The 20,465-nt window shown below is 72.6% G+C and carries 14 protein-coding genes; 7 read left to right on the forward strand and 7 right to left on the reverse strand.

Going from position 1 to position 20,465, the window contains the following annotated elements:
- Positions 1 to 5 precede the first annotated feature (5 nt).
- The 4 genes from HHL19_RS05010 to HHL19_RS05025 form a co-directional block, all read right to left on the reverse strand.
- Positions 6 to 935 carry a branched-chain amino acid ABC transporter permease gene (locus HHL19_RS05010; protein ID WP_169085849.1) on the reverse strand — a complete coding sequence of 310 codons (930 nt, stop codon included), beginning with the start codon at positions 933 to 935 and terminating at the stop codon, positions 6 to 8.
- A gap of 141 nt (positions 936 to 1,076) precedes the next feature.
- Positions 1,077 to 2,315, reverse strand: coding sequence for a branched-chain amino acid ABC transporter substrate-binding protein (locus HHL19_RS05015; protein WP_169085851.1), 1,239 nt, complete (start codon positions 2,313 to 2,315; stop codon positions 1,077 to 1,079).
- 759 nt (positions 2,316 to 3,074) lie between these two features.
- Complete coding sequence (locus HHL19_RS05020; RefSeq protein WP_169085853.1) at positions 3,075 to 3,578, reverse strand: hotdog fold thioesterase; 504 nt, start codon at positions 3,576 to 3,578, stop codon at positions 3,075 to 3,077.
- A gap of 63 nt (positions 3,579 to 3,641) precedes the next feature.
- The gene (locus HHL19_RS05025) at positions 3,642 to 5,930 is read right to left on the reverse strand and encodes an FdhF/YdeP family oxidoreductase (protein ID WP_169085855.1); all 2,289 of its coding nucleotides are present in this window, start codon (positions 5,928 to 5,930) and stop codon (positions 3,642 to 3,644) included.
- Between the two features lie 123 nt (positions 5,931 to 6,053).
- On the opposite strand from HHL19_RS05025, the gene polA reads away from it, so the two are divergent.
- On the forward strand, positions 6,054 to 8,765 hold the full coding sequence (polA, locus tag HHL19_RS05030; RefSeq protein WP_169085857.1) for a DNA polymerase I: 2,712 nt from the start codon (positions 6,054 to 6,056) through the stop codon (positions 8,763 to 8,765).
- Positions 8,766 to 8,871: 106 nt separating this feature from the next.
- Here the strand turns inward: polA and HHL19_RS05035 are convergent, their stop codons facing one another.
- Positions 8,872 to 9,819, reverse strand: coding sequence for a DUF4184 family protein (locus HHL19_RS05035; RefSeq protein WP_169085859.1), 948 nt, complete (start codon positions 9,817 to 9,819; stop codon positions 8,872 to 8,874).
- Between the two features lie 274 nt (positions 9,820 to 10,093).
- On the opposite strand from HHL19_RS05035, the gene HHL19_RS05040 reads away from it, so the two are divergent.
- The 3 genes from HHL19_RS05040 (at position 10,094) to HHL19_RS05050 (ending at position 13,348) form a co-directional block, all read left to right on the forward strand.
- Positions 10,094 to 12,004, forward strand: a complete 1,911-nt coding sequence (locus HHL19_RS05040) for a lytic murein transglycosylase (protein ID WP_169085861.1) — start codon at positions 10,094 to 10,096, stop codon at positions 12,002 to 12,004.
- 162 nt (positions 12,005 to 12,166) lie between these two features.
- Positions 12,167 to 12,307, forward strand: coding sequence for an SPW_0924 family protein (locus HHL19_RS05045; RefSeq protein ID WP_107063131.1), 141 nt, complete (start codon positions 12,167 to 12,169; stop codon positions 12,305 to 12,307).
- Between the two features lie 9 nt (positions 12,308 to 12,316).
- Complete coding sequence (locus HHL19_RS05050; RefSeq protein WP_169085864.1) at positions 12,317 to 13,348, forward strand: DUF3068 domain-containing protein; 1,032 nt, start codon at positions 12,317 to 12,319, stop codon at positions 13,346 to 13,348.
- Here HHL19_RS05050 and hrpB read toward each other — a convergent pair.
- Together hrpB and HHL19_RS05060 are read right to left on the reverse strand one after the other, a co-directional pair.
- Positions 13,332 to 15,878 (reverse strand): ATP-dependent helicase HrpB, encoded by a 2,547-nt coding sequence (gene hrpB, locus HHL19_RS05055; protein ID WP_169085865.1) that lies wholly within the window; start codon positions 15,876 to 15,878, stop codon positions 13,332 to 13,334. The genes HHL19_RS05050 and hrpB overlap by 17 nt on opposite strands.
- Positions 15,879 to 15,975: 97 nt before the next feature.
- The gene (locus tag HHL19_RS05060) at positions 15,976 to 16,815 is read right to left on the reverse strand and encodes a class I SAM-dependent methyltransferase (protein ID WP_169085866.1); all 840 of its coding nucleotides are present in this window, start codon (positions 16,813 to 16,815) and stop codon (positions 15,976 to 15,978) included.
- Positions 16,816 to 17,160: 345 nt separating this feature from the next.
- Here HHL19_RS05060 and rpsA point away from each other — a divergent pair, with 345 nt between their 5' ends.
- The 3 genes from rpsA to coaE all read left to right on the forward strand — a co-directional run bounded on the left by rpsA (position 17,161) and on the right by coaE (position 20,430).
- Positions 17,161 to 18,666, forward strand: coding sequence for a 30S ribosomal protein S1 (gene rpsA / locus HHL19_RS05065; protein WP_031002689.1), 1,506 nt, complete (start codon positions 17,161 to 17,163; stop codon positions 18,664 to 18,666).
- A gap of 171 nt (positions 18,667 to 18,837) precedes the next feature.
- The gene (locus HHL19_RS05070; protein ID WP_169085867.1) at positions 18,838 to 19,776 is read left to right on the forward strand and encodes a PAC2 family protein; all 939 of its coding nucleotides are present in this window, start codon (positions 18,838 to 18,840) and stop codon (positions 19,774 to 19,776) included.
- A 48-nt stretch (positions 19,777 to 19,824) separates the two neighbouring features.
- The gene (coaE, locus tag HHL19_RS05075; RefSeq protein ID WP_169085868.1) at positions 19,825 to 20,430 is read left to right on the forward strand and encodes a dephospho-CoA kinase; all 606 of its coding nucleotides are present in this window, start codon (positions 19,825 to 19,827) and stop codon (positions 20,428 to 20,430) included.
- Positions 20,431 to 20,465: the final 35 nt, after the last annotated feature.

The following is a 20,465-nucleotide window of genomic DNA, read 5'->3' on the forward strand; positions in this document are numbered from 1 at the left end:
GGTGCTCACGCCCTGTCCGCGACGCGCTCGCCGAGCAGACCCTGGGGCCTGGCGAGGAGGACGACGATGAGGAGTACGAAGGCCCAGACGTTGGCCCAGGACTGGCCGCCGAGCTGCTCCATACCGGGGATCTGGTCGACGTAGGCGGTGGCCATGGTCTCGGCGACGCCGAGGACGAGGCCGCCGATCATGGCGCCGTAGATGTTGCCGATGCCGCCGAGGACGGCGGCGGTGAACGCCTTGAGTCCGAGGAGGAAGCCCATCTTGTAGTCGACGACGCCGTACTTGAGGCCGTACGCGACGGCGCCGACGGCGGCGAAGACGGCACCGAGGGCGAACGCGATCACGATGATGCGGTCGGTGTTGACGCCCATGAGCTTCGCGGTGTCCGGGTCCTGCGCCGTGGCCTGCATGCCGCGGCCGGTGCGGGTGCGCATGACGAAGAAGGCGAGGAAGGCCATGCAGATCGGGGCCGCGATCAGCAGGAAGACGTCACCGGTCTGGATGGTGACCGAGCCGAGCTCGATCGGGCCGCCGGGGATCTGCGGGAAGGTCCGGGCGGACTTCGCCTCCGGGTACCAGACCCAGACCGCGTACTGCAGGGCGAGCGAGAGGCCGATGGCCGTGATGAGCGGGGCGAGACGCGGGCCGCCGCGCAGCGGACGGTAGGCGAAGCGTTCCGCTCCGACGGCTATGGTCGTCGCGACGATCACGGCACCGATGATCATGAGGGGCAGCGCGACCCACATGCTGGTGCCGCCGGGCAGGATGAGCCAGACCGTCAGGGCCCCGAAGCCGCCGGTCATGAAGATCTCGCCGTGGGCGAAGTTGATGAGCTGGACGATGCCGTAGACCATCGTGTAGCCGACGGCGACCAGCCCGTACATGGATCCCAGTAGCAGGCCGTTGACCAGCTGCTGCGGCAGTTCGTTCACCGCATTGTCCTCCGAGACTTTCGACGGATATGACACCGCGCGGGGTGCCTGTGGTGTGCGGCCCCCCGCGCGGTGAAAGGTGGTGCTGAGTGGTGCTGGGTGGTGCTGAGTGGGGTGGAGCTGAGGGTCAGCCGCCGAAGGTCACTCGCCGAAGGTGTCGGACTTGACCGGCGCGTGGGCGCCGTTCTTGACCTGGTAGACGGTCAGCTGCTTGTTGGTGGTGTCACCGAACTCGTCGAAGGCGACCTTGCCGGTCACACCGTCGAAGGAGACGCCCTGCAGGGCCTCGACGACCTTGGCGCGGGCGTCCTCGGGGAGCTTGCCGCCGTTGCCGTCGACGACCTTCTTCACGGCCTCGATGATCGACCAGGTCGAGTCGTAGGAGTAGCCGCCGTAGGCCTCGAAGGCCTCCTTGTAGTTCTCGGCCTTGTAGTTGGCCAGGAACTCCTTGGCGGAGTCGAGGGTCTCGATCGGGGCGCCGACGGAGGTGGCGAAGTCGCCCTCGGCCGCGGTGGCACCCGCCAGCTTGACGTACTCGGGGCTGAAGAGCGCGTCACCGCCGACGACGGTGACCTTGGCGCCGGCCTCCTTGATCTGCTTGGCCAGCGGGCCGGCGGCCGGGTACTCGCCACCGTAGTAGACGACGTCCGCGCCGGAGCTCTTCACCTGGGTGGCGACCGCGGAGAAGTCCTTGGTCTCCGGGTCGATGTGCTGGGTGCCGACGACCTTGCCGCCGAGCTTCTCCCACTCGCCCTTGAAGGTGCCCGCGAGGCCGGCGCCGTAGGTCTTCTTGTCGTCGATGATGAACGCCTTGGTCTTCTTGGCGTCGTTGAAGACGTACTGCGCGGCGAACGGGCCCTGGATGGCGTCCGTGGTGGCGGTACGGAAGTACGACTTGTAGCCGCGCTTCTTGTCGCCGGAGGCCCAGTTCGGGCCCTGGGAGAGCGCCGGGTTGGTGTTGGCCGGGGAGACCTGCGCCAGCTTCGCGTCGTCGAAGACCTTCTGCATCGACTCGGCGACGCCGGAGTTCAGCGGGCCGACCACGCCGAGGACGGTCTTGTCGGCGACCAGCTTGGTGGCGTTCTGCTGGCCGGCGGAGGGCTGGGCCTGGTCGTCCAGGGCGACGAGCTTGAAGGTGACGCCCTTGACGTACTCCTTCTTGTTGGCCGTCTTGACCGCGAGGTCGGCCGAGTTCTTGATGCCGAGGCCGAGGGCCGAGAGTTCGCCGGTGAGCGGAGAGTCCAGACCGATGGTGACGGTGACGCCGCCGCCCTCGCCCGAGCTGTCGCCGCCCTTGTCGTCACGGGAACCGCAGGCGGTGAGGGTGAGCGCTCCCGCGGTGACCGCGGTGGTGAGTATGAGCAACGAACGGTTTCGCACGAAGGGTCCTTTCCCAGGCGCGGCCCCCTCTGCTGAGGCGGTGCCGTGGAGCTGCGGAGCAAGAGGTGCCGGAGGTGAATGCCGGGCCGTACTGCGTGGTGGTACGTGGCCGTGCAAGAGGTCACGCTCCAGTGGCGCGGTGACTGGCGGTGACTCTAAGCGCAGGTGGGGAGGGTCGGGGAGCGGCGAGGGAAGGATGTGACTGTCTTGTTATGCCGACGGGTGGAGTGAGGCTGAGAGGTCAGGCCAAATCCGGGCATTGCGATCCGTAGCGCGGTGTTCACATCGTGAGAACGTGCAGTTCCGCTAAGGGGCTTGAGGGAATCTTGGTGCTGACGTGGAGGTTTGGTGGCTCTCCGGATATCGGACACGGTGCCCGAACTGAGCGGACGGATGTCAAGCCTCGGCCCCCCTTCGGCATCTCCCGTCGACTCTCACTCAGAGTGACGAAAGCGGCCTCCCGAAAGGTCGGTCGGTTACTCTCCCGGCGGCTGGAACCCGCCCCTCTCGAACGTATCTACGAGGAAGGGGGGTTGGGAGTGGCTGGCGTGAAAGATGCACTCGCGCAAAGGAGTTGGGGCGCGGAGGGTGACCATGGGCGGGAGTCGGCGCGGGTGGGCCATGGGTCCGCGGTCTCCCGTGAAGTGCCCGGATCCGTCACGGACATGCCGAAGGGGGCGGTACGCGCTCCGCGTACCGCCCCCTTCGACGAAACCGGCCGACGACCGGCCGACGACCGGCCACCCGGCCGGCCCGGGCTCAGGCGCCGGCGAGCTTCCCCTCCTGCGGAAGGTTGCCCGCGTCCAGCGGACCGATCTCCCGGAGCATGCAGGTGAGGCGGGCCGAGCAGACCCGGCGCCCCTCCTCGTCGCTGATGACGATCTCGTACGTCGCCGTCGACCGCCCGCGGTGCACCGGGGTCGCCACGCCGGTCACCAGACCGCTGCGCGCGCCCCGGTGGTGCGTGCAGTTCAGGTCCACGCCCACCGCGATCTTCGACGAGCCGCCGTGCAGCATCGAGCCGACCGAGCCGAGGGTCTCCGCGAGCACCGCCGAGGCGCCGCCGTGCAGCAGCCCGTACGGCTGGGTGTTGCCCTCCACCGGCATCGTGCCGACGACCTTCTCCGCCGAGGCCTCCAGGATCTGGACGCCCATCCGGTTCCCCAGGTGCCCCGCCGAGAACAGCGCCGGCAGATCCACGCCGAGCGCGGCGTACTCGTCGATGACCTCCTGCGGGAACTTCACGTGCTGCTGCTCACCCATGGCCCGGCTCCGTTCGTCTTCGTACGGCTGATCGTCCCGCCGCCCGGCTCGCTGAGCAAGCGCTTAGGCGGGCGGCTGCGGCGATTCTTCCAGACGCACGATCACGGACTTGCTCGCGGGGGTGTTGCTGATGTCGGCCGTCGACTCCAGCGGCACCAGCACGTTCGTCTCCGGGTAGTAGGCCGCCGCGCAGCCCCGGGCCGTCGGGTAGTGCACCACCCGGAAACCGGGCGCCCGCCGCTCGCTGCCGTCCGTCCACTCGCTCACCAGGTCCGCGTACGCCCCGTCGGCGAGGCCGAGCGCCGCCGCGTCCTCGGGGTGCACGAGGACCACCCGGCGGCCGCCCCGGATGCCCCGGTAGCGGTCGTCCAGGCCGTAGATCGTGGTGTTGTACTGGTCGTGCGAGCGGAGCGTCTGCAGCAGCAGCCGGCCCTCCGGCACCCTCGGGTACTCCACCGGTGCCGCCGTGAAGTTCGCCCTGCCGGTCTTCGTCGGGAAGCGCCGCTCGTCCCGGGGCGCGTGCGGCAGCGCGAAACCGCCGGGATTCGCCGCGAGCCGCGCGTTGAAGCCCTCGAAGCCGGGCACCACGCGCGCGATCCGGTCCCGTACCGCCGCGTAGTCCGCCTCGAACTCCTCCCACGGCGTCCGCGACGCCTCGCCGAGCACCGCCCGCGCCATCCGGGCCACGATCGCCGGCTCGGAGAGGAGGTGCGGGCTCGCCGGCGGCAGGTTGCCGCGCGAGGCGTGCACCAGCCCCATCGAGTCCTCGACCGTCACGAACTGGCGCCCGCTCCTCTGCACGTCCCTGTCCGTGCGGCCCAGTGTCGGCAGGATCAGCGCCCGCCGGCCCGTCACCGCGTGCGAACGGTTCAGCTTCGTCGACACGTGCACGGTCAGCCGGGCCCTGCGCATCGCCGCCTCGGTGACCTCGGTGTCCGGGGTCGCGCCGACGAAGTTCCCGCCCATCGCGAAGAAGACCTTCGCCTCGCCGTCCCGCAGCGCCTGGATGGAGCGCACCACGTCGAAGCCGTGGTGGCGCGGCGAGACGATCCCGAACTCCTTGTCCAGCGCGTCCAGGAAGGCCGGCGCCGGGCGCTCGAAGATGCCCATCGTCCGGTCGCCCTGCACGTTCGAATGCCCGCGCACCGGACACACGCCCGCGCCGGGCCGCCCGATGTTCCCCCGGAGCAGCAGCAGATTGACCACCTCGCGGATGGTCGGCACCGAGTGCTTGTGCTGGGTCAGGCCCATCGCCCAGCAGACGATCGTCCGCTCCGAGGCCAGCACCATCTCCAGGGCCCGCTCGATCTCCGCGCGGGACAGCCCGGTCGCCGCCAGGGTCTCCTCCCAGTCGGCCTCCCCGGCCGCCGCCGCGAACTCCTCGAAGCCGTGGGTGTGCTCCCGTACGAACTCCTCGTCGACCGCCCCGGGGGTCTCCAGGACCAGCTTGTTGAGGAGCCGGAAGAGGGCCTGGTCGCCGCCGATCCGGATCTGGAGGAAGAGGTCGGTGAGCGCCGCGCCCCGGAGCATGCCCTGCGGGGTCTGCGGGTTCTTGAACCGCTCCAGGCCGGCCTCCGGCAGCGGGTTCACCGAGATGATCCGCGCCCCGGCCGCCTTCGCCTTCTCCAGGGCCGACAGCATCCGCGGATGGTTCGTGCCCGGGTTCTGCCCCGCCACGACGATCAGGTCCGCCCGGTGCAGGTCCTCCAGGGAGACGCTGCCCTTGCCGATGCCGATCGTCTCGGTCAGCGCCGAGCCCGAGGACTCGTGGCACATGTTCGAGCAGTCCGGGAGGTTGTTGGTGCCGAACTCGCGGGCGAACAGCTGCAGCAGGAACGCGGCCTCGTTGCTGGTCCGGCCCGAGGTGTAGAAGAGCGCCTCGTCGGGGGAGGAGAGCGCGGTCAGCTCCTCCGCGAGGATCGCGAAGGCCCGCTCCCAGGTCACCGGCTCGTAGCGGTCGGCGCCCTCCGGCAGGTACATGGGCTGGGTGATCCGGCCCTGCTGCCCCAGCCAGTAGCCGCTCTTCTCCGCCAGCTCCGCCACCGGGTGCGCGGCGAAGAACTCCGGCGTCACCCGCCGCAGCGTCGCCTCCTCGGCGACCGCCTTCGCGCCGTTCTCGCAGAACTCCGCGAGGTGCCGCTTGTCGCCCTCGGGCCAGGCGCAGCCCGGACAGTCGAAACCGTCCTTCTGGTTGACCTTGAGGAGGGTGCGCGCGGTGCGCACGGCACCCATCTGCTCCTGGGCGATCCGCAGGGTGTGCCCGATCGCGGGCAGACCGGCGGCGGCGTGCTGCGGCGGCGTGACCTGCGGTGCGTCCTGGACCGGGTCACCGGCCGGCGGCTTGCTGACCATCGCGCTCTCCCTTGAGCGATCAAAGCTGCGGCGTACGTCTCCGATCCTGTCACGCGGCACCGACAGCCCGGCACCCCCGCCGGTGTGGACGGGATTGTCGGTGGTCCGTGGCAGGATCGTCGTGTGGCCGAGACAGCATCGAAGAACCCCGCAGACACCCGCCCCCGCCTGCTCCTCATGGACGGGCACTCGCTCGCGTACCGGGCGTTCTTCGCGCTGCCCGCGGAGAACTTCACCACCGTGACCGGGCAGCCGACGAACGCGATCTACGGCTTCGCGTCGATGCTGGCGAACACCCTGCGCGACGAGGCGCCCACGCACTTCGCCGTCGCCTTCGACGTGTCCCGCAAGACCTGGCGGTCCGAGGAGTTCCCCGAGTACAAGGCGAACCGCTCCAAGACCCCCGACGAGTTCAAGGGCCAGGTCGAGCTGATCGGCGAGCTCCTCGACGCCATGAACGCTCCCCGGTTCGCCGTCGACGGCTTCGAGGCCGACGACATCATCGCCACCCTCGCCACCCAGGCGGAGGCCGCGGGCTTCGAGGTCCTCATTGTCACCGGCGACCGGGACTCCTTCCAGCTCGTCACCGACCACACCACCGTGCTCTACCCCACCAAGGGCGTCTCCGAGCTGACCCGCTTCACCCCGGAGAAGGTCCAGGAGAAGTACGGCCTCACCCCCTCCCAGTACCCGGACTTCGCCGCCCTGCGCGGCGACCCGTCCGACAACCTCCCCGGCATCCCCGGCGTCGGCGAGAAGACCGCCGCCAAGTGGATCAATCAGTTCGGCTCCTTCGCCGAGCTGGTCGAGCGCGCCGAGGAGGTCAAGGGCAAGGCCGGGCAGAACTTCCGGGACCACCTGGAGTCCGTCAAGCTCAACCGCGTCCTCACCGAGATGGTCCGGGACGTCGAGCTGCCGAAGACCGTCGCCGACCTCGCCCGCGAGCCGTACGACCGCAAGGCCGTCGCCCTGGTCCTCGACACCCTGGAGATCCGCAACCCCTCGCTGCGCGAGCGGCTCCTCGCCGTCGACCCCGGCTCCGCCGAGGAGGCCGAGCCGGCCCCCGCCCCCGGTGTCGAACTCGACTTCACCGTCCTGGGCTCCGGCGAGCTCGCCCCCTGGCTGGCCGCCCACGGCGAGCAGCCCCTCGGCGTCGCCACCGTCGACAGCTGGGCCCTCGGAACCGGCTCCGTCGCCGAGATCGCCCTGGCCGGCGCCGGCGGCGAGGCCGCCTGGTTCGACCCCAGCGAGCTCGACGAGGCCGACGAGCGGGCCTGGGCCGCCTGGATCGCCGACCCGGAGCGCCCCAAGGTCCTGCACAACGCCAAGGGCGCGATGCGGGTCTTCCCCGAGCACGGCTGGAGCGTCGCCGGCGTCACCATGGACACCGCGCTCGCCGCCTACCTGGTCAAGCCCGGTCGCCGCTCCTTCGCCCTGGACGCCCTCTCCCTGGAGTACCTCGGCCGCGAGCTCGCCCCGGCCGCCGCCACCGAGGGCCAGCTCGCCTTCGGCGCCGAGGACCACGCCGAGGCCGAGGCCCTGATGACCCAGGCCCGCGCCGTCCTCGACCTCGGGGCCGCCTTCGAGTCCAAGCTCGACGAGGTCGGCGCCCGCGCGCTGCTGTACGACGTCGAGCTGCCCACCTCCGTCCTCCTCGCCCGCCTGGAGCGGCACGGCATCGCCGCCGACCGCGACCACCTGGAGGCCATGGAGCAGCAGTTCGCCGGGGCCGTGCAGCAGGCCGTCAAGGAGGCCCATGCCTCCGTCGGCCACGAGTTCAACCTCGGCTCGCCCAAGCAGCTCCAGGAGGTCTTCTTCGGCGAGCTCAACCTCCCGAAGACCAAGAAGACCAAGACCGGGTACACGACGGACGCCGACGCGCTCGCCTGGCTGGCCGGCCAGACCGAGCACGAACTGCCGGTGATCATGCTCCGCCACCGCGAGCAGGCCCGGCTCCGCTCCACCGTCGAGGGCCTGATCAAGACCGTCGCCGCCGACGGCCGGATCCACACCACGTTCAGCCAGACCGTCGCCGCCACCGGCCGCCTCTCCTCCACCGACCCCAACCTGCAGAACGTGCCGGTGCGGACGGACGAGGGCCGCGCCATCCGGCACGGCTTCGTCGTCGGCGAGGGCTTCGAGTCCCTCATGACCGCCGACTACAGCCAGATCGAACTGCGCGTCATGGCCCACCTCTCCGAGGACGAGGGCCTCATCGACGCCTTCACCTCCGGCGAGGACCTCCACACCACCGTCGCCTCCCAGGTCTTCGGCGTCGAGCGGTCCGAGGTCGACGCCGAGATGCGCCGCAAGATCAAGGCCATGTCGTACGGCCTCGCCTACGGCCTCTCCGCCTTCGGCCTCTCCCAGCAGCTGAACATCGACCCGGGCGAGGCCCGCGGCCTGATGGACACCTACTTCGAGCGCTTCGGCGGGGTGCGGGACTATCTGCGCCGGGTCGTCGACGAGGCCCGCGCCACCGGCTACACCGAGACCATGCTCGGCCGCCGCCGCTACCTCCCGGACCTCAACAGCGACAACCGCCAGCGCCGCGAGGCCGCCGAGCGGATGGCGCTCAACGCCCCCATCCAGGGCACCGCCGCCGACATCGTCAAGGTCGCCATGCTCAAGGTCGACCAGGCCCTCACCGAGGCCGGCCTCGCCTCCCGGATGCTCCTCCAGGTCCACGACGAAATCGTCCTGGAGATCGCCCCCGGCGAGCGCGAGCGCGTCGAGGCCCTGGTCCGCGAGCAGATGTCGGCCGCCGCCGACCTCCGCGCCCCGCTCGACGTCTCCGTCGGCGTCGGCCCGGACTGGGACTCCGCCGCGCACTGATCCCGTACCGCTCCATCGGTGGCCGCGCCTCCCCGAGGGGTGCGGCCACCGGCGTGTGCGCCACCGCCACCTCTCCGGCACCGCCGCCGCACCCCTGCCTCCGGGATCAGCGAACGCCCGGACGGGAGCGCGCCGTACGGCCCGCCGGCTCTCCCTCCGTTCCCGCGCCCGGACCGGGGGCAGGAGCCGGGACAGGGCCCGGGGCCGGGGTCGGGACAGGGGTCGGGACAGGGCCGCCCGGGGCCGGGGCCGGGCTCGCTCCCCGCAGCCGGGCCGCCGTCCCGTACAGCAGCAGCCCCGCGACGAGCCCCGCGCCCGCCCCGAAACAGGCGGTCGGGATGATGTCGAGCGGGGTCTCGATCCGGCCCCAGCCCCAGTACGCCGCCCAGCGCAGCACCCGGTGCGCGACCCCGGCGAGCACACACGCCCCCATCAGCAGCAGCGCCGCCCGCCGCTCCCGCCGCCCCGGCACCGGCACGGGCGCCTCCGCTCCGGCCGGCACCGACCGCAGCGCCCGGGCCGTGAACCGGACGAGGAGGGCGAGCGCCAGCGCCGAACCGCCGTACTGCGCGTACAGGTAGACCGGGAAGCCGGCCACCACCTCCGCCAGGACGGGGACCGCCCGCGTCCCCCACCGGTCGAGGTGGGTGAAGGCGTCCCACACCACGTGCGTGACCGCGCCGAGCACCGCCGAGACGACGAACCAGGCGACGAGCCCGGCCGGCCTCCGCTCCCGCCACGGCCGGCCGCGCACCACCCCGTACACCGGGCCGCGCCACCGCCCCGGCAGCAGCCCCACCAGCGGCTCACGGACCGTCAGCCACAGCCCCACCAGGGCGGCGGTGATCAGCACGTCGACGGTGAGGACCCCGACGGGGGAGTGGGTCACGTCCCCGAAGGCCATCGCCCCGGGCACCACCGTCGCCGCGAAGTAGGTGAGGTCGGGGGAGAAGCTGCCGGCGACGAGGGCGGAGGCGACGAGCGGACCCCGCGCGGTCCCGTCCCACCGCAGCCCCGGCAGGACGGCGGCGGCGTGGCTCAGGGTGAAGGGCACGGAGCACCTCCCGGTCGTACGGATGATCGGCCCGAGTGCAAGAGGTACCGGACGGCCCGGCCGGTTCCCGCACGCCCCACGGGCCTCACCCGCCTCACGCGTTCCGTTCTCCGGAGTGCGGACCTCCGTGTCCGGCCGCCGGGAGGCCAAGGGGTGACGAAAGCGTGAAACACGGTCAGGCCGAGGTGTTGTGTGCTAGGGACATCGCATAGGGTCGCCTGAGGCCGCGCGCGGGGAGCGTGCGGCCGCAGTCGAATGGGGAGGGAGTTCCGGAATGGCAGCGCAATTCGGCCGCCGCCTGCGCAGGGGAGCCACGAGCGGCGCGATCGTCGCCGCCGCGGTCGCGGCGCTGGCCGCCTCGCAGGGCCCGGGGGCGATCCCGCCGCCGACCGACAACCTCAGCGGCGACACCGCCATCGGCGCAGGCGACGCCACGACCCCGCCCGGCGGCGGGGACGCCGGCGGCTCGGCGACCGGCGACTCGCCCTACTTCACCGACCTGCCGCCGCTGAACCCCCCGAAGGTGCCCGGAGTGGCGCCCACCGGACCCCAGGTGCCGATCGTCACCGGCCCCGCCGAGGCCGGCATACCCGCGACCGTCCTCGCCGCCTACCGGCGCGCCGAGGCCTCGATCCGCGCCTCCGACCCCTCCTGCAACCTGCCCTGGCAGCTCCTCGCCGGCATAGGCAAGGTCGAGTCCGGCCAGGCGAGCGGCGGCCGTGTCGACGGCAACGGCACCACCCTCACCCCGATCCTCGGCCCGGCCCTCGACGGCAACGGCTTCGCCCTCATCAAGGACACCGACCACGGCGCCTTCGACGGCGACTCCACCCACGACCGGGCCGTCGGCCCCATGCAGTTCATCCCGTCCACCTGGGCCGTCTGGGGCCAGGACGCCAACGGCGACGGGAAGAAGGACCCCCAGAACGTCTACGACGCCGCCCAGGCCGCGGGCATGTACCTGTGTGCCGGCGGCCGGAACCTGGCGATCAAGGCCGACCTCGACCGGGCGATCCTCAGCTACAACCGCTCCAGGGAGTACCTGACCACCGTCCTCCACTGGTTCGAGTACTACGGGCGCGGCGCCCACACCGTCCCGGACGGCACGGGCCGGCTCCCGGTCGACCGCAGCGACCGCCCGGACTCCGGCCGCTCCCCCTTCCCCGTCTCGCCGAGCTCGCCGGTCTCGCCGTCGCCGCGCCCGTCGCAGGACAGGCCGTCGCCGAAGCCCACCGACCCGGCCACGACCCCGCCGTCGAAGCCCGCGGAGCAGACCAAGCCGCCGACCGCGGACCCGAGCCGGCCGGACGTCGGCACGCCCGTCGAGGTCCCGCCGACCCTCAGGGTCTCCCGCCTCAAGGCCGGCACGGCGACCCTCACCGCGGTCACCGAAGGGCCCTTCGCCCAGGCCGCGTCCGTCACCGCCGTGGACGCCTCCGGCCGCCCGGTCGCCGGCGTCAGCGTCCGCTTCGTGCTCCCCGCCACCACCGACGCCCGCTTCCCCGCCGGCGCCACCACGGTCACCGTCACCTCGGACGCGCGGGGCGTCGCCACGGCGCCCGCCCTGCGCGCCGGCGAGAAGGCCGCGTCCTTCACGGTCCGCGCCACCGTCCCCGGACGCCCCTCCCTGCCGGCCGCCGAGCTGAAGGCGACCGTCGAGGTCCGCAAGGCCGACGCCCTCACCCGGATCGGCGACACCGCCCTGACGGCCGAGACCGGCGCCGGCTACGCCGACGTCACCGTCGAGTCCCGTCTCGCCGACGCCCTCGCCCCGGGGGTGACCGTCACCGCCGTCGTCACCGACGCGGCCGACTCCGCCGAGCAGAGCGCCGACGGCCCGTCCTTCGGCGAGGACGCCGCGGGCAACCCGATCCGCACCCAGGTCCTGAAGACCGACGCCCAGGGCCGCCTGGTCGTCAAGGGCCTCGTGGCGGGCGAGAAGGCCGGCAGCTACATCCTGCTGCTCACCGCCCCCGGCGGCGGCACCGCGAAGCTGACGCTCACCGTCACCGCCCCGGCCCCCACGCCCACCACGCCGCCGTCGTCCCCGGACCCGACCGAGGAGCCGACCGAGGACCCGGAGCCGACCACCTCCACGTCCCCGTCGACGTCTCCGTCGACCTCCCCGTCGACGTCCCCGTCCTCCACCACCTCGCCCTCCGCGAGCGCCTCGCCCTCCGCCTGACCCGCACTCCTTCCTCCGCGCCGCCCCCGCCGTCCCCTCCCGGGACGCCGGGGGCGGCGCGCGTTTCGGTTCGCCCCGCCGCGAGCTGTTCTCATCTCACGGCCGCGTTGCTACGGTGCCCACGCCCTGACGACCCATCAGATCACTTGCCGGGAGGCCGACATGCGCGCCCTCGTCGCCGCGGCGATCGGACTCGTGCCCGTACTGCTCTTCGTCCTGCTCGTCTCCCTCGTCGATCTGCCGCCCGACGGCCCCACCTCGCCCAGACCCCTGCTCACCGCCGACCCCGGCCCCAAGAAGTAGGGAGCCCCCGTGCGCCGCCGAGCCAGCCTCGTCCTCCTCTCCTTCGCCGTCCTCTTCGCCGCCATGGCCCCCACCCTGCGCTGGTACGCCTTCCCCCGGCTGGCCAAGGTCCCGCCGAACCAGTACCAGGAGGTGGTCCTGGAGGCCCGCCCCGCCACCCTCCTCGACTACGGCACCCTGAAGTCCCGCGAGGTCGAGAAGATCACGATCGTCCAGACCCTCAAGGGCAACGTCGAGGAGTCGAAGCGGATCGAGGCCGGCACCGACCGCGACGTCGTGGTCTGGGACTCCCTCTCCTACTTCATGGGACCCGACGGCGAGATGGTGTCCAAGATCCCCGAGCGGTACATCTTTGACGCCCACACCCAGGACCCGGTGAACGCCCCCGGCGAGTCGGTCGACGGCGACCCGGTCAAACGCGAGGGCATCGAGTTCAAATGGCCCTTCCTCACGGAGAAGCGCGACTACCTCTACTTCGACGCCCAGACCCGCACCGCCGCCCCCATCCACTACGCGGGCACCCGCACCTTCCGCGGCCTGGAGGTCTACTACTACGAGCAGACCATCCCCTGGACCCAGGTCCCGATGCCCAAGACCATGCCCGTCGACGGCATCACCCCCGAGCTCATCGCCTCCACCGGCCTCACCCGCTGGTACACCACGAAGCGCATGTTCTGGGTCGAGCCCGTCACCGGCGCCCCCGTCAACGGCGAGGAGATCCACAAGGAGGAGCTCCGCGGCGCCAAGGCCCTCATGGGCACCGACACCCTCACCGTCTTCGACGGCCACGTGAAGATGCGCGAGGACTACATCGCCGACACCGTCGAGCTGGTCTCCGCCAACCGCACCACCGTCCTCCTCCTCGTCTCCCGGCTCCCCTGGACCTTCACCCTCCTCGCCCTCCTCCTGTTCGCCCTCGCGCTCTGGCTGGAGCACCGCTCCCGCCGCCCCGCCTGCGGCGCCGCCCGGAAGCCGGCCCGGAAGCCGGCCCGGAAGCCGGACCCGAGGACCGCCCCCGCGCCGGTCACCCCTCCCGTCTGAGCCGCGCGCTCGTGTGCCGGGTCGCCACCGCCGCCGAAGGGTCCTCCGGCCACGGATGCCTGGGGTACCGCCCCCGCAGCTCCGCCCGCACCTCCCGGTAGCCGTCCCGCCAGAACGAGGCCAGATCGGCGGTCACGGCCGCCGGCCGCCCGGCGGGGGAGAGCAGATGGACGAGGACCGGCACCCCCGCCACCCGAGGGGTCTCGGCGAGCCCGAACATCTCCTGGAGCTTCACCGCGAGCACCGGCCGCCCCTCCCCGTACGCCACCCGGATCCGCGAACCGCTCGGCACCTCGATCCGCTCCGGCGCCAGCTCGTCAAGGCGCCCCGCCTCACCCGAGGCCCACGGCAGCAGCCGCCGCAGCGCCTCCCCGGCGTCGATCCGCCCCAGATCCGCCCGCCGCGCCGCCCGCGACAGCTCCGGCTCCAGCCACTCCTCGGCCCGCTCCACCAGCGCCTCCTCCGCCACGTCCGGCCACCCGCCGCCGACCGCCCCGTGCAGGAACGCCAGCCGCTCCCGCAGCTCCACCGCCTCCCGCCCCCACCGCAGCAACCCCGTCCCCTCCCGCCGCAGGCCGTCGAGGAGCGCCTCCCGCACCAGCGCCGGATCCGCCCCCGCCCCCAGCGGCCGTACCGTCAGCTCCACCGCCCCGAGCCGCTCCACCGACCGCGCCACCACGTCGCCGTCCTCCCAGCGCACCTCCTCGCCCGACCGGAGCAGATGGCCCGCCGCCCGCCGCGCCACGGCCTCGTCCACCACCGCCGCGAGCCGCACCCGCGCCGTCGCGTCCCGGGCCGTCCGGTCCGCCACCGCCACCGCCAGCCACGGCGCCGACCGCAGCCCCGACCCCTCCGCGAGCCGCGCCCCGCTCCCGGACACCATCAGATGCCCGCCGCTCTCCCGCGCCCGCGCCACCCGCTCCGGGAACGCCAGCGCCGTCACCACCCCCGCCACCGCGTCCTCCCCGGCCACACCCCCCTTCCCGGCACCGCCCTCCCCCTCCGAGGCCGCCGCCCGCTCAAGCCGCCGCACCTCCGCCCGCCACCGCGCCCCGTACGCGTCCCCGCCCCGACGGGCCTCCCGCCAGGCCGCCGCCAGATCGTCCCCGTACTCACGAGGCGGCTCCTCGCTCAGCAGCGCCACCACCTCGGCCGCCCGCCGAGCGCCCACCTCGGCCGACCCGTCGAGCAGCGCCCGCCCGAGCCGCGGATGCACCCCGAGCCGCGCCATCCGCACCCCGCGCCCGGTCGCCTTCCCCGCCCCGTCCACCGCCCCGATCGCCCCGAGCACCGAACGCGCCGCCGCCAGCGCCCCGGCCGGCGGCGCGTCGAGCAGCGCCAGGCCCTCCGCCGTCGGATCGCCCCAGCAGGCGGCCCGCAGCGCGAAGCCCGCCAGGTCGGCGATCCGGATCTCCGGCGCCGGGAACCGCGCCCGTCCGCTCTCCTCCGCCTCCGACCAGCACCGGTACACCGTCCCCGGCGCCTCACGCCCCGAGCGCCCCGCCCGCTGCGTCGCCGCCGCGGCCGACACCGGCACCGTCGCCAGGGACCCCAGGCCCCGCGCATGGTCCATCCGCGGCTCCCGGGCGAGCCCCGCGTCCACCACGACCCGCACCCCCGGCACCGTGAGGCTCGACTCCGCCACCGACGTCGACAGCACCACCCGCCGCCGCCCACCGGGCCCCGCACCCCGCAGCACCGCGTCCTGCACCGACGCCGACGCCCGCCCGTGCAACTGGAGCACCTCGGCGTCCACCCCGCCGAGCAGCCCCGCCGTGCGCGCGATCTCCCCGGTGCCCGGCAGGAAACAGAGGACGTCGCCCTCGTGCCGCGCCAGCGCCTCCCGCACCGTCGCCGCCACGTGCCGCAGCAGCGCCGGATCCACCCAGGTGCCGTGCGCCGGCCGGATCCCCGCCGGCGGCGGCGCGTGGACCACCGTGAACCCGTGCCCCTCACCCTCGCTGCGCACCACCGGCGCGGGCCCGCCGCCCTCCTGGGAGGTCAGCAGCCGGGCCCAGGCCTCCGCGTCACTGGTCGCCGAGGCCGCGACGACCCCCAGCTCGGGCCGCAGCGCGGCCCGCACGTCCACCAGGAACGCGAGGGCCGTGTCGGCGTCCAGATGCCGCTCGTGGCACTCGTCGAGCAGCACCGCGTCCACCCCCGCGAGCTCCGGATCCCGCTGGAGCCGCTGGAGCAGCAGACCGGTCGTCACCACCTCGATCCGCGTCGAAGGCCCCGCCCGCCGCTCCCCGCGCACCGCGAAGCCGACCGTGCCGCCGACGTCCTCGCCCAGCAGCCAGGCCATCCGCCCGGCCGCCGCCCGCACCGCCATCCGGCGCGGCTCGGCCACCAGCACCCGCCGCCCCGGCCCGTCCCCTATCAGCCCCGCGAGCGCCAGCGGCACCAGCGTGGTCTTGCCGGTCCCGGGCGGCGCGTGCAGCACCGCCGTGCCGCGCCCTTCGAGCGCGGCCAGCAGCTCGGGAACGGCATGGCGGACGGGAAGCAGATCGAGTACGTCGTTTCGGATCACGCACTCAGTCTCGTACGCGAAAGAAAAAAGGCGGGCCCGGTTGTCCACAGGCCCGCCCATAAGTACGACTATCCGTTTCGGGGTGGTCCTCGCCCGGTCAGTCGTCGCGCTCGCACACGAAGATCGCCGTGCCCGGGATCAGGTTCCCCCGCAGCGGGGACCAGCCGCCCCACTCCTGACTGTTCCACTCCGGCCACTCCGGCTCGACCAGGTCCACCAGCCGGAAGCCGCCCGCCACCACGTCCCGCACCCGGTCGCCGAGCGTCCGGTGGTGCTCCACGTACACCGCCCGGCCCCGCTCGTCCTGCTCGACGTAGGGCGTGCGGTCGAAGTAGGACGCGGCGACCGACAGGCCCTCCGGCCCCGGCTCGTCCGGGAACGCCCAGCGGATCGGGTGGGTCACCGAGAACACCCAGCGCCCGCCCGGCCGCAGTACCCGGCGCACCTCCCGGAAGACCCGCACCGGATCGGCGACGAACGGCACCGCCCCGTACGCCGAGCACGCGAGGTCGAAGGAGCCGTCGCGGAAGGGCAGCGCCCCCGCGTCCGCCTCGACCAGCGGCACCTCCCCGCCGATCCGCAGGGCGTGCTGGAGCTGCCGGTGCGAGAGGTCGAGCGCCACCGGCCTGGCCCCCCGGGCCGCCAGCCATCGGGAGCACTGCGCGGCGCCGGCGCCGATCTCCAGGACGTCGAGCCCCTTCAGCCCCTCCGCCGGCCCGAGCAGTCCGGCCTCCGCCTCGTCGAGCCCCTCCGGACCCCACACGAACCGGTCGTCGCCGAGGAAGGCGCCGTGGTCGGTCTGGTACTCGTCGGCGTTCCGGTCCCACCAGCCCCGGCTCGCCCGGCTGCTCTCCGCGTCGCCGGCGTCACGCCGGGTCGCCACCGCCTCGTCGTCGTCCGTCTCGAAGCGGTCGTCCTGTTCGTACTCTTGGTTCATCTCGCCCGTCGATGTAGTTTGCGCTCAGTGCCGCGGAACGGCGGAGGCCCGCCGATGGCCCGCGGACGGACACGAGTTGTGCCGGGTTCGCGCACTTCCGTCCCGGCTGCGCGCTTCGCGCATTGACCCTGTCCGGCCGCCCCCGTATGCTAAAGGTTGCGCTGCGGGCCTGCGCGCCTCAGACGGAGCAGGCCGCGCTCGCACCTGTTGCAGTCCCCTCGGTTTTCGAGGCGCCCCCGGTCTCCGGAAGGTGCTTCATCAGCTGTCCGGCTTCTTCAGTGCGATACGGGCTCTCGGCGTAGCAGTACCTACGACTTTCTGTCCGTAACCGGAGCCCTTTCCCACATGACGAGCAGCACCGAGACCACCGCCACCACCCCGCAGGTTGCGGTCAACGACATCGGTAACGAGGAAGCCTTCCTCGCCGCGATCGACGAGACGATCAAGTACTTCAACGACGGCGACATCGTCGACGGCGTCATCGTGAAGGTCGACCGGGACGAGGTCCTGCTCGACATCGGTTACAAGACCGAAGGTGTCATCCCGAGCCGCGAGCTCTCGATCAAGCACGACGTCGACCCGAACGAGGTCGTCAAGGTCGGCGACGAGATCGAGGCCCTTGTTCTCCAGAAGGAGGACAAGGAAGGCCGCCTGATCCTCTCGAAGAAGCGCGCCCAGTACGAGCGTGCCTGGGGCACCATCGAGAAGATCAAGGAAGAGGACGGCATCGTCACCGGTACCGTCATCGAGGTCGTCAAGGGTGGTCTCATCCTCGACATCGGCCTCCGCGGCTTCCTCCCGGCCTCCCTGGTCGAGATGCGTCGTGTCCGCGACCTCCAGCCCTACGTGGGCAAGGAGCTCGAGGCGAAGATCATCGAGCTGGACAAGAACCGCAACAACGTGGTCCTGTCCCGCCGTGCCTGGCTGGAGCAGACCCAGTCCGAGGTCCGCCAGACCTTCCTCACGACCCTCCAGAAGGGTCAGGTCCGCTCCGGCGTCGTCTCCTCGATCGTCAACTTCGGTGCCTTCGTGGACCTGGGTGGCGTCGACGGTCTCGTCCACGTCTCCGAGCTGTCCTGGAAGCACATCGACCACCCGTCCGAGGTCGTCGAGGTCGGCCAGGAGGTCACCGTCGAGGTTCTCGACGTGGACATGGACCGCGAGCGTGTCTCCCTGTCGCTGAAGGCGACGCAGGAGGACCCGTGGCAGCAGTTCGCCCGCACGCACCAGATCGGCCAGGTCGTCCCCGGCAAGGTCACCAAGCTGGTTCCGTTCGGTGCGTTCGTCCGCGTCGACGAGGGCATCGAGGGTCTGGTCCACATCTCCGAGCTGGCCGAGCGCCACGTGGAGATCCCGGAGCAGGTCGTCCAGGTCAACGACGAGATCTTCGTCAAGGTCATCGACATCGACCTCGAGCGTCGCCGGATCTCGCTGTCCCTGAAGCAGGCCAACGAGTCCTTCGGTGCCGACCCGGCGTCGGTCGAGTTCGACCCGACCCTGTACGGCATGGCCGCGTCCTACGACGACCAGGGCAACTACATCTACCCCGAGGGCTTCGACCCCGAGACCAACGACTGGCTCGAGGGCTACGAGACCCAGCGCGAGGCCTGGGAGGCCCAGTACGCCGAGGCGCAGGCGCGCTTCGAGCAGCACCAGGCCCAGGTCATCAAGTCCCGCGAGGCCGACGAGGCCGCCGCTGCCGAGGGCGCTGCCGCCCCGGCCGCCGGCAACGCCGGTGCGGGCATCTCGGGTGGCTCCTACTCCTCGGAGTCGGACGACTCGGCCGGCGCCCTGGCGTCGGACGAGGCCCTCGCCGCCCTCCGCGAGAAGCTCGCCGGCGGCCAGAGCTGAACAGGCTCACCGCTGAGCGGCGCTAGTCGCTAGCACCGCACCGGGGCCCGCTCCCTCCCGGGGGAGCGGGCCCCGGTCGTTTTTCCGCCACATCGGCCCGAACGAGCCCTGGCGGGAATGACCTTGCGCTCCGGGGCGTTCTTCCGGGAGACGCGAGGAGGAGCGGTAACCGTGCTTGATCCCCAGGATTTGTACGAATGGGACGCCAAGGGCCTGGCCGTGGTCGACCTGGCCCTGGCACAGGAGTCGACCGGGCTGGTCATGCTGTACCACTTCGACGGCTACATCGACGCGGGAGAGGCCGGCGAGCAGATCGTCGAGCGCGTGCTCGACACCCTGCCCCACCAGGTCGTCGCCCGCTTCGACCACGACCGGCTGGTGGACTACCGGGCCCGCCGCCCGCTGCTGACCTTCAAGCGCGACCGCTGGGCCGGGTACGACACCCCGGCCATCGAGGTCCGCCTCGTCCAGGACGCCACCGGCGCCCCCTTCCTCTTCCTCTCCGGCCCCGAGCCGGACGTCGAGTGGGAGCGCTTCGCCGCCGCCGTCGCCCAGATCGTCGAACGACTCGGCGTACGGCTCGCCGTCAACTTCCACGGCATCCCCATGGGCGTGCCGCACACCCGGCCCGTCGGCCTCACCCCGCACGGCAACCGCACCGACCTCATGCCCGGCCACCGCAGCCCCTTCGACGAGGCCCAGGTGCCCGGCAGCGCCCAGTCCCTCATCGAGTTCCGGCTCTCCGAGGCCGGCTTCGACACCCTCGGGGTCGCCGCCCACGTGCCGCACTACGTGGCCCGCTCCCCGTACCCGGACGCGGCGCTCACCGTCCTGGAGGCCGTCACAGCCGCCACCGGACTCGTCCTCCCGGGCGTCGCCCACGCGCTGCGCACCGAGGCCCGCCGCACCCAGACGGAGATCGACCGCCAGATCGGCGCCGGGGACGAGGAGCTGGTCGCCCTGGTCCAGGGCCTTGAACACCAGTACGACGCGGTGGCCGGCGCGGAGACCCGCGGCAGCCTGGTCGCCGAGCCCGTCGACCTGCCCTCGGCCGACGAGCTGGGCCGCGAGTTCGAGCGCTTCCTCGCCGAGCGGGAGGGCGACTCCTAGGGAGGGCGCCTCCCAGGGGCGCGGAGCCGGGGGCCTAAGCTGCCGCTCATGCTGAAGATTGGCCTGACCGGCGGCATCGGCGCCGGCAAGAGTGAGGTGTCGCGGCTGTTCGTCTCGTACGGGGCCGTGCTGATCGACGCGGACCGGATCGCCCGCGAGGTGGTCGAACCGGGCACCGAGGGGCTCGCGGCGGTCGTGGCCGCCTTCGGGGAGTCCGTCCTCACCGAGGACGGCACCCTCGACCGGCCGAAACTCGGCTCCATCGTCTTCACCGACCCGGAGCGGCTGGCCACGCTCAACGCCATCGTGCACCCGCTGGTCGGCGCCCGGTCGGCCGAGCTGGAGAGCGCCGCGGGCCCCGGGGACGTGGTGATCCACGACGTACCCCTGCTCACCGAGAACGGCCTCGCGCCCCTCTACGACCTCGTGGTCGTCGTCGACGCCTCGCCCGAGACCCAGCTCGACCGGCTGGTACGGCTCCGGGGCATGGCCGAGGAGGAGGCGAAGGCCCGGATGGCGGCGCAGGCGACCCGGGCGGCCCGGCTGGAGATCGCGGACCTCGTGATCGACAACGACGGCCCGCTCGACGCGCTGGAGCCGCAGGTGCGGAAGGTGTGGGAGGAACTGGAGCGCCGGGCGGCCGAGACCGTCTAGACGCCGGACGCCCGTCCGGTGTCCAGGACCCGGAT

Source organism: Streptomyces sp. R302 (assembly GCF_012927245.1).
Taxonomy (GTDB): Bacteria; Actinomycetota; Actinomycetes; order Streptomycetales; family Streptomycetaceae; genus Streptomyces.